At 58.1% G+C, this 10,166-nt stretch carries 9 protein-coding genes and 1 pseudogene; 2 read left to right on the forward strand and 8 right to left on the reverse strand.

The window, feature by feature from the left end:
* The 6 genes from BN903_RS17580 to BN903_RS16065 form a co-directional block, all read right to left on the reverse strand.
* Positions 1-630: hypothetical protein (locus BN903_RS17580; protein ID WP_048078055.1), on the reverse strand; the 630-nt coding region annotated here is incomplete at its 3' end.
* 1 nt (position 631) lies between these two features.
* Positions 632-832: a hypothetical protein gene (locus BN903_RS12570; RefSeq protein ID WP_154018138.1), complete on the reverse strand. Its 201-nt coding sequence runs from the start codon at positions 830-832 to the stop codon at positions 632-634.
* A gap of 244 nt (positions 833-1,076) precedes the next feature.
* Positions 1,077-2,735 (reverse strand): ThiF family adenylyltransferase, encoded by a 1,659-nt coding sequence (locus BN903_RS12575; protein ID WP_048078057.1) that lies wholly within the window; start codon positions 2,733-2,735, stop codon positions 1,077-1,079.
* Positions 2,732-3,316, reverse strand: coding sequence for a hypothetical protein (locus BN903_RS12580; protein ID WP_048078058.1), 585 nt, complete (start codon positions 3,314-3,316; stop codon positions 2,732-2,734). Before BN903_RS12580 ends, BN903_RS12575 begins: the two co-directional genes overlap by 4 nt.
* Position 3,317: 1 nt before the next feature.
* Entirely contained in the window at positions 3,318-3,890 is a 573-nt protein-coding gene (locus BN903_RS12585; RefSeq protein WP_048078059.1) for a hypothetical protein, read from the reverse strand.
* 724 nt (positions 3,891-4,614) lie between these two features.
* On the reverse strand, positions 4,615-5,055 hold the full coding sequence (locus BN903_RS16065; protein ID WP_079890666.1) for a universal stress protein: 441 nt from the start codon (positions 5,053-5,055) through the stop codon (positions 4,615-4,617).
* A 98-nt stretch (positions 5,056-5,153) separates the two neighbouring features.
* Here BN903_RS16065 and BN903_RS12595 point away from each other — a divergent pair.
* Positions 5,154-7,087: pseudogene (locus tag BN903_RS12595) on the forward strand (SLC13 family permease).
* A 9-nt stretch (positions 7,088-7,096) separates the two neighbouring features.
* Positions 7,097-7,966, forward strand: a complete 870-nt coding sequence (locus tag BN903_RS12600; protein ID WP_048078061.1) for a universal stress protein — start codon at positions 7,097-7,099, stop codon at positions 7,964-7,966.
* 517 nt (positions 7,967-8,483) lie between these two features.
* Here the strand turns inward: BN903_RS12600 and BN903_RS12605 are convergent.
* Positions 8,484-8,903 carry a universal stress protein gene (locus BN903_RS12605; protein WP_048078062.1) on the reverse strand — a complete coding sequence of 140 codons (420 nt, stop codon included), beginning with the start codon at positions 8,901-8,903 and terminating at the stop codon, positions 8,484-8,486.
* Between the two features lie 100 nt (positions 8,904-9,003).
* Positions 9,004-10,161, reverse strand: coding sequence for an inorganic phosphate transporter (locus BN903_RS12610; RefSeq protein WP_048078063.1), 1,158 nt, complete (start codon positions 10,159-10,161; stop codon positions 9,004-9,006).
* Positions 10,162-10,166: the final 5 nt, after the last annotated feature.

The following is a 10,166-nucleotide window of genomic DNA, read 5'->3' on the forward strand; positions in this document are numbered from 1 at the left end:
GTACCCAGAGCTACAGAAGTTTGAGACAATATTGGCGGAGTCGCCAAATTGTTGCTTCAGATCGTTCTTCCATTTTTGTATCGTTCGCCGGGGAGTATATCGATCTTCTCTTTCCCAGGCAATACGGATACTTTGGCTTCTACGTAGTAGCTTCAGCTGGCGAGAAGAGAGATACGATGAGAAGTAATCTAAAATCTCGTTGGTCTTCTCATCTTTTCGGGCCTGTTCAGCGACCTCGAACTCTTGCTCCTGTTCGTGTTTGAGAAACCGCCCTTGGTCAGATTCCGTTGGTATGATCTCGTCCAGAATTTCTCGCTTGCCTTCCTCACTAAAGGCGTCGAGGTTGAGCTCGATGACTGTTTCCCCATCGACTTCAATTTCTTGGAAGGGTTCAACGCTCTCACCCTTCTCGACGATCTTTATCTCTTGCTCAGGGTGTTCTAGAATATCCTGATTGTAGATCGTCTTCGGCCCTTCGTCAGCAGAGATCGTATGGGAAAATACTGCCCTGAAACCCCTCGTAGCAACCTCGAAAATCCGGTCCTTGACTGCGATAACTTGCTCAGATCGGACTAACCGGATAGCTGTCTCAACAAGGTTTGCGTTTTCTTCTTCTCCGCTATCTGCCATCTCAGATGTCGGAACGGTGCTCTTCGACGTATTCTGAGACGGAGTTGAAATCGTCCTTTATGAAAACCCGAGAACCAACACCTGTCCCGGAAAACTCCTCGAGAGTCATCGGCTCATCGCTCCCACTAGGAATGACGGGATCTCCTTCTTCGTCGACGAGATAGCCATCTTCTCTGACATCAAGCCCGAATTCACTGGCCACTGTTTCAGCCGCACTTTGGCCGAATGTGATAGTGGGGGACATAGTGTGATCTCTGCTCCTGTTACTACAGGATAATTTGGCACGGGTAATATTCTTATTGGTCTGTGAAATTGATACGGCGAAGAATCCGTCTACTATACTGACCCCCACTTTCCTGTTCCAACAGTAGTTGACATTGTGTTAATGAGGGCTTCTCGGCCATCCAATTTTAGGATTCGATTAACGGCCTAAAGTAGCCGACGCTCTAGCGAACGTCGGGGTTCTCCACGCGGAGGTCGTGGTCTTCGCCGGTGTCTAGGTCGACGTAGTCGCCGAGACCGACTGTTCGGCCCTTCTCGCAGTCGTCCTTACAGCGGGTGCGGCGGTCGCCGTCTGCCGTCTGCCACTGTATCTCCCCCGTGCTCGGTCGGTAGACCTGGCGGCCCGCGAACGTCGACGTCGACGTCCCGACGACGAGCGCCTGGAACCGCTCCATCATTAGCGACGCCACCAGTCCGTTCGTCGTCACGACGCTTGGGTCACGCAGCTCGTCGCTGCCGTCGTCAGCCTCGCCGGGTTCCCGTTGTACGTACAGCCCACCGTTGTCCGCGCGGTCCTGAGGTGGCTGTCGGTCCCGGACGACCCCAGATCGTCGGTCGCCCTGCTTCCACGCTCCGAGGCAGTGGAGGCATGCCATACCTGGGCCAGCGGTCTCGACTGTCGACCGCGCACCCGCCGCGAGCTTGTCAGTCTCCTCGTCGACTTGAAGATGTGTCCCACCGGAGACAACGGGTATGAGGTGGGCGTAGGCTACCCGGTCGACGACTTTCTGGACCCAGTGCGGGTCCGCGGCGTTCAGGATGATGTCACAGTCCAGCACTGCGCCGAGCGCACTGTGGTCGTTGTTGGCATCCTCGACGATGCTGCCGTGGACTGCTCGTGCTTGGAATCCAGGTGCTGTCGCAGCCTCCTCGGCGATGTTACGGGCGAGCTCGGCCTTCCGGACGTTCGACCGGGCGTCCTCGCGGGACGCGCCGTAGGCGCGGTTCAGGTTTGCCTCCTTCAGGTGATCGAAGTCGACGAATATGGCGCCACCAACGCCTAGGCGTGCGATCTGCTCAGCGAGTAGTGACCCGACACCGCCACACCCGACGACGGCCACGCGGATACCACTGAGGCGGGCCTGCCCACGTTCACCCCACAGTTCGAGCGTGCTGTCGTGGGCGACCATCCCCGACCCGAGGCCGGGACCGGCGGGCCCCTGTGCGCTGAACGTGGTCTCGAACTTTTCGAGGAATGGCCCGTCCCGAAGCTTCTCGACGGGCGACGTACCGAGCACGCGCACGGCGGTTGCCTCCGTCTTCTCTGGGGGGCTGCCGGTAGTGAAGTCGTAGGCGCGGAAGCTCCACTCCGGCTGGTCGGTTTCCCGCCGAGGTTTGCTTGCGATGATGCCGGCGCCGAATGGACGGTCGGCCCCGAGACGTTCGGCGTTGGATTCAAGCCGCATCGGGTCTGCCTCTAGGTCCGGCTTGGAGGGATACGCGCTCCATCCCGGATGAGAGTGGAAGTATGCGATACCCTTCCGCGGGTCGTGCTCGATGGTAGTCGCTGCTCGCGCTCGGTATGCCGAACTGAGCTTCAGGCTCCCGTCCCGGACATGGACATCGTTCTCTGTCTGGGGCGGGACGACGTCGTCGACGATGTACGTGACTCGGGAGTCACCAGTGCTGCGCGTGAGCGTCGTAATCACGCCCTGTTCGTAGCGGTCGGGCTGGTACTCGGACCCCCCTGGCTGCCGATCAGCGTACTCAGGTCGGAGGTGGCCGTACAGCGTCTGCTGGACATCCTGGGTCATGGCAACATGGAACTCCGCAGCATCCCCGACAGGATAGGGATCTGGGAGCGCGTCGTCGCGGCCGCTCATGCTGTTCCCTCCGTTTCGTCCAGCCGCAGGAGAAACTGCACGAGAGTGTGGGCATCAGCGAGGTCACGCATCCGCGTCGGCTGGCGGTTCATTTTTGCCCACCGCCAACTGAACGCTATCCCACTGTCTTCGTCAGCGACCTCCAGAACTTTCTCGACCTTGTCGTAGTGGCTGCCATTTGGGTCTGCGAACGTACTACGGCATTGGATGTCGCCGACATCCTGGCCGTCGACGGTAACGGCGGGCGCCATGATGACCCAGTGTGGGTCGCTCCCGTCAAACGACTGGTCGACGAGTATGTAGAGCTCTGCGCTAGAGTCGTCCCATCGCTCGCAGTATGTGTGGAGGTCGTACTCGCCAAGCCAGATCAGCGCCTGGTTACCGTCGGTGTCGACGACGGTCGGCTGGCCATGTGTGCTGTCGCGCTCGCGCCTGAGCGCGTGTACAGCGCCTTTGAAGTCGTCATCCAGACGCTCGTCTGGAACGGTGGCCGGCGGGATCGGGCACGTCTCGTTGTAGTTACCCCCGTACCCGTCGCTGTCGCCCGCCTCCGTGGCAGTCTGGTCTTCGTCGACGGCCATGTCAGGCGTTGCCTGGAGTGCGGGGCTGGCTTGTGAACCGTTCGACGCCAGGGTCACTGAGGTCCACCTCGTCCGTGCCGCTGTAGGTGTTCTCAGTGCCGACCTCGACGAGTGCGTCGTCGGTGTTCTTGCCGAACCGCGAGAGGATTGACTCGGCGGTCGGGGTGGCCTCGTCGAAGAACTCGACGGGGGCGTTGTCGACTTTCACACCGTACTGGTCGCGTGCGTCGACGGCGCGGTCCTCAATGGTTTCGATGGTGTCCTCAAGATCCTCTACCTTGCGGAAGAGGTTGGGGTCGACGCCGCCAGTCGTGAGCGCCTCCTGCAGGTCGTTGACGTCGTCCTGCGTGGCTTGGACATCCGCTTCGAAGTCGCTGGGGAGAGTCCCGTCGACGTGCTCCACGGTGTCCTCTAGGCCTTCCACATCGTCCTCGACAGTCTCGAGGGCGACGAGTGCGTTCGCGGGAATATCGTCTTCGACAGACTCGATGATGTCCTGGCCGCTCTGGATGGACTCAGCGAGGTCGTCGAGCTCTACAACTTCGGTCGTACCGTTGGCGGGATCGTCACTCATGTGTAATCTCCCGTCGCCTTTGACCCGGCAACGTTGGGCCGACCGTAAGGCTGCAGCCGCCGCTATGACGGACTCGGGTACGGGATGAGCGACACAGACGTGTCACTCGCGGCCCGAGCGTTCGGTCCGTCTGCGGGCGAGCATGCCGGAGAGATCATCGCCGGTCGCCCCGACTCTCTCAGCGGTCGTGGTAATTCCCGCCGTCCCCCTGCCGCGCTCGGCGCGCGGTGGGCAGGGGATGCCTACGTAGCGGTGGGATACCAACCCGTCCAAGCGTAGCTGACCCCCATTAAAAAATCTTTTGCCGGATGGTAGTTCTGTTCGACAGTAAGTATAAGTAACGGGGGGTGGTGGTTTCGTTTTAACTTTCACCCCGCTACCGTAACCTTTTATATAGGAATGTTCGGCAGGATTCACTGCTGATACCCTGTGTGAGAACGACACCTACAGCTACTGAGCGTGGCGGTTTGGTGGGTAGCAATAGACTACCCACCGCTACGTAGGCGCATGTCTCTAATTCCCCGATGTTAATAAGATTACCGGGGACTCTACGCCTTCCTGCGATTTCGACTGGAAACGAAAGGGGGTTCAGCTGATATAAAAGGGCATCGCAACCCCCATAAAACTGGATCGACACCTAATATGGTAGTTGAGACTGACCTTCTCAATGTATACAGAGATCAACTTGCGATATTCGGAAGCAAATCTGGCCCTCGAGATATCCTCAACAGACGACTGTCACCGGCACTGGTGAGCGCCGGAACACCTTCTGAGCCACATTCTCGACAAAGAGCCGGTCAGCTAATGTTCCCCTGTGACTGCTGATAATTACCGTATCGAACACCTCAGCTCGATTGATGGTTACTTTCGCTGGGGTTCCCCACGCGACATCTGTCGTGATCTCCGTATCAAACTGGTCTGCTATATCATGTGCACACTCAAGAACCGCTGATACATGCTCTTCGGCAGCCTGCTCAATGTCGTCCTCCAGCGCGAGACTCATTGCCTTTCCCATCATCGGGGACGGTTCCCCGACAACGTGGAGGACCGTGATCTCAGTATCTGGATGTGCTTCAAGGGCATATCGAACAGCTCGCTCGGCCATCTCCGAATCGTCTACTGGAACGAGAGGAGCCGTTTTTCCTGGGCTATGCGGACGATACATCCTAACTGATAGATCCAATCTGTCGTGAATATACCCCAGTTCAACTATCGACATACCTTATAGAGGCGTTTTTAACCCCAACCTTCCAAAGTATAGATATGATTTCCTCTCTTCCCGTGACAGTCTTGCAGGCGATGTTGCCTGCGGGCCTCACACCCGATATGCTCGTCGTCCTACTCATTATCCTCGGGGCGATAGTGATGTTTGTTACCGAATGGCTCCCTATCGACGTGACCGCTATCGGTATTATGGTCACGCTGATCGTCCTCGAACCCTGGACGCAGATCACCCCCGCGGAGGGTATCTCTGGATTCTCTAGCTCGGCGACGATCACGGTGCTGGCGATGCTCATTCTGAGTGCAGGAATCAGCCAGACGGGTGTCGTCCAGATTATCGGCCGGAAAATCTCCTCGTTCGCTGGTGACAGCCTCAACAAACAGCTCCTCGCCACTATCGGTGTTGCGGGACCCACGTCGGGATTTATCAACAACACACCGGTCGTTGCGATCCTCGTGCCGGTTATCTCTGACATCGCGCATAAGGGGAAGACCTCTCCATCGAAACTGCTTATTCCCCTGTCGTTCGCGTCGATGCTTGGCGGGACGCTCACACTCATCGGTACCTCGACGAACATCCTCGCCAGCGACACGGCAGCTCGTCTCTCGGGCGAGTACCCCGAACTTCACGCGTTCGATTTCTTCGAGTTCACCATCCTCGGCGTCATCGTCCTCATCACGGGCTCAGTTTACCTCCTCACTATCGGGCACCGACTGCTGCCCGAACGTGTGCCAGTCGAAGATGACTACGTCGAAGAATACGAAATCGCAGACTATCTCGCCGGAAGTCGTCGTCCGAGAGCATTCGCCGCTGGTCGGGCAAACCGTTGAAACAGCCATCGATGAGGCCGAGACGGGACGCTGATATCCTCCAACTCATCCGCGACGGTGAACGCTTCACCGAACCACTGGCACGCAAACAGATTCACGCCAATGACACCCTACTCATCCGAGCGGGCAGGGACACGCTTGAGCAGCTCGCTAACGCCGACGACCTCGCCATCGAGGGCTCGGTCGAGACGGATGAAGAACTCGAACCTGAGCAGACCAACGACCAGTCCATCGTCGAAGTCGTCATCCCATCGCGGTCGTTTCTCGTCGGGGAGACGCTCACGAGTTCGACCTTCCGAGAGCGCTACGACGGCAACGTTCTCGCACTCCGAAGCCGCGGGGAACTCATCCGTGATCGTATGGAGAACATCAAAATCCGGGCAGGGGACACGCTTCTGATTCAGGCCGATACCGACAGTATCGACCGGCTTGCCCAGAACCGCGACTTCATCCTCGCACACGAGGCCGACGACCCGGACTATCGGACGGACAAGATCCCGCATGCGATCGCCATTATGTTCGGCGTTGTCGGGTTCGTCGCCATGCCCTGGGAATTTCTCGGGAACGGTCTCGCGTCGCTGACTGGCGTCGAGCAGTTCACGATGCTCGCTGCGGCACAACAGGACATCCTCGTGACTGCGCTTGCCGGCGTTGTGGCGATGGTCGTAACGGGGGTACTCAAGCCGAACGAGCTGTACGATTCGGTTGACTGGGACGTGATCTTCCTCTTAGCGGGCGTTATCCCGCTTGGGATCGCGCTCGAACAGACCGGCGCAGCGAGGCTCCTCGGGAATCTCGTCTCCGCCTCCGCGGAGTTCCTGCCCGTGATACTCGTCTTATGGTTGTTCTATATCGCGACGGGCCTCATCACGAGCGTCATTTCGAATAACGCCAGCGTCGTGTTGATGATCCCGGTCGCGGCCGCGTCGGCAGCACAAATCGGTACGAACCCGTTCGCGTTCGTGCTCGCAGTAACCTTCGCTGCCTCCACGGCGTTTCTGACGCCCATCGGCTACCAGACGAATCTGTTCGTGTACGGCCCCGGCGGCTACACGTTCGCAGACTTCTTCAAAGTCGGTGCACCGCTACAACTGCTACTCTCAGTAGTCACCACCCTCGGAATAGCCTTCTTCTGGGGGATCTAAGAGGAACATATGTTCGACCAAATACTGCTGCCCGTAGACGACAGCGATACGAGTCAGCGTGCACAGCAATACGCACAGGTACTCGCGAACGCGTTCGATGCGGAGATACACGCGCTATTCGTACTCGAAAACGGGGGCCTCAGTGATGGCGACGGGGATGGGTCTGTTTCGGAACGACTCGACTCGGAACTGAGAACGACAGCCGAATCGACACTTGAGACAGTCGTTGCGGCATGCGAATCCGATAACATTGCGGTACGAACGTCGATAACGAGTGGCCACCCGACCGAAGCAATTCTCGACTATAGTGACGCGAATGATGTTGATCTAGTTGTCCTGGGTGCGCACTCTCGTGGACGCCTCGTTCGGTTCTTACGCGAGTCTATTGCCGAGCAAGTGGCTCAGAATGCGTCGATCCCCGTCCTTACGGTCCGATCACAAGAAGAGGAGGTTGCTCCAGAGATTCAGGATATCCTCGTTGCTATCGATGGGAGTGAAAGCGCCCAACACGCGAGCACGTATGCGTTTTCCCTCGCGAACGCGTTCGATGCGACGGTACACGGACTCTACGTGATAGAGAGCAGATTCGGGAATTCCGGGGCCCTACGTGACCTTCTCGAACGGGAAAGTGAGTCAGTGCTTCAAGCGGCCCGAGCCCACGCTGCGCAGGCAGATGTCAATCTCGTTCCGGTTACTCGTGAGGGAAAACCAGAGCGTGAGATCAGTGAGTACGCGACCAGTCAGGGTGTAGATCTCGTCGTTCTTGGAACGCATGGACGGTCCGGACTCGACCGATTCGTGATGGGAAGCGTTGCGACGAGCGTCATGCGAAAGGCCAACCAACCGGTTTTGACCGTTCGAAGTCCGCTTGAAGAGTAGACTAACTATACAGGAAGTGACTATAAGATACACCCCAATGTCGGTCTGTATTCGATTTTTCGTGATATTTAGAGGAGTTTTGAGCTGTATTTGACTCATCTGAAACAGTGCCTCCAACGGACGAATCTCGTCGAGCTGTCTTTCGATACATCGCGCAACACTCGTATGCCGGCTGGCCAGTCTACGGGATGTCGCCATTGTACGAGCGGACGTCGCTTGCTGGACTGGAATCTGATGTCTGAACAATCTCAGAGATGTGGTTCAGACATGAGAGTCACGACTCGGCTGGGGAATTCATCTGTTCACTCCCGCTGGCATATTTCGAATACAACACGCACGACCGCTACACGGGGGCGACCCACTGCGAGATGGATACCCTCTTTCGCGTGTTTGTCCTGAAAGAACTCCACAGGTTGGAGCATGAGACAGCACTGATCAAGTACCTCAAGTGTCGATCAGTACTCCGTAACCAACTGGGTCTAGAGACAGTACCGAAAGTCGAGAACGTGACAATGAGCTACCTAACGACGGTCACCGGCGCTGCCGATCGGCGAACGATCTTCTCCGCGACGTTGCCGACGAGTAGCCGGTCCGCGAGGCTGCCGCCGTGGCTCCCAATGACGACCGCGTCGAATTCCTCGCTCAGGTTTATTACCGCTCGGGCCGGGTGACCGACCCTGACAATCGTCTCGATCTCGCTGTCGGACTCGGCGGCGATCTCGTGAGCGCGGTCTAATAGGTCACTCGCCTGTTCCTGTGCCGCCGCTTGAGGATCGTCGGCGAGAGCGATTCCAGTCGCACGGCCCATCATCGACGACGGCCCACCGACAACGTGGAGCACGGTGATCTCGGCGTCCGAGTGTACCTTGAGCGCGTACCGGAGCGCGCGCTCCGCCATCTCCGAGTCGTCCATCGGCACCAGCACACGAGATGTCATAGGCCCTCTACGCGTCGACCAGTGATGAAACCGAGTGATCGGCGGTGTAGTGTCCTGATTGTACCCAGGGATATCGACGTGGGACCTCCGGCAGCGAGGGTCATCCGACGAACGGCACCACGACGAAGAACGCGTACGACAGGGCCAGAGCCACTGACGGACCGAGGATCCACATCGAGACGTACTTCAGGATTGCTCGCGGGTTGAACAGGTTTCCGGTATTGAGGGCCTTTCTCGACTCCGGTTGGCCGATGGGTCTCGCAGTGTCCCCGTTGTCCGCGGTGATGGCACCAGTAGCAATCGGGTTTTGTGTCTGACCCCCCAACGCGTCCCGGGCTGTAACGGGTCGGGTTGCTCGACCCCATCCAAGCCCGACGATCGTCATTACCATCGCCATCACAAGGCTGATCGGGATTCCCGCGGCTGAGAGCGCGGTCGTAATCGTGGCAGCGGTCGACATCACGATGAGCGCGGCCAAAAGCGGGATATCACTCAGTTCGGTTCCGACCGACTCCATAGTCCGACGGGCGATTGTGAACCCGCCGATTCCTATCGCGACCGTTGCAAGAGCGATCGCGTTCACCTCATCGATCGCGTTACTACTCACGAGCGGCGCGACTGCGTTCGGGACGTTACTCGCACCCGCACTAAACGCCATATAACAGCCGATCATCAGCACGGCTACCGTACTTACAAACTCTCGTCGATCCGTATTCGGTCCGTATGTGGGGCGTGGAATCCGACCGCTTCGATCGAGGCTGAGAAGCGGCCCGTCGGAGACCTCGATCGCGTACCGTCGTTCGAGTTCCGGATACACGTACCGTCCGATTATCGCACCGATCCAGAAGCCGATAATTGGCGTGACGATCCACCACGAGACGATGGAGCCGATTGTCTCGTAATTGAGTGTTCCGGTCGCAAGTCCGAGCCCGGCGATGGACGCGACCGTCGTCATCGAGGTCGGGACTGGCACGCCGAAGACGTTCGCGATGAGAATGCCGAGACCGATGAAAAACAGCACACCGACACCGGCTTCAAGCGTGATCGGGATCGAAATAATATCCCCGGCGAGCGTGTCCATTACGTTTCGTCCGACCGTTATCCCGCCGAGAAATACGAAGAACGTCATCAACGCGCCGGCCGCCGTCTTCGAGAGGATACGTGCGCCAACTGCCGGTCCCCACGCGATTCCGGTAGAGGATCCACCAATATTGAACCCGACGAAAACCGCCGCAACAAGCCCTAGAAAAAGGACAATGCTGA

The sequence above is a fragment of the Halorubrum sp. AJ67 genome, assembly GCF_000513435.1.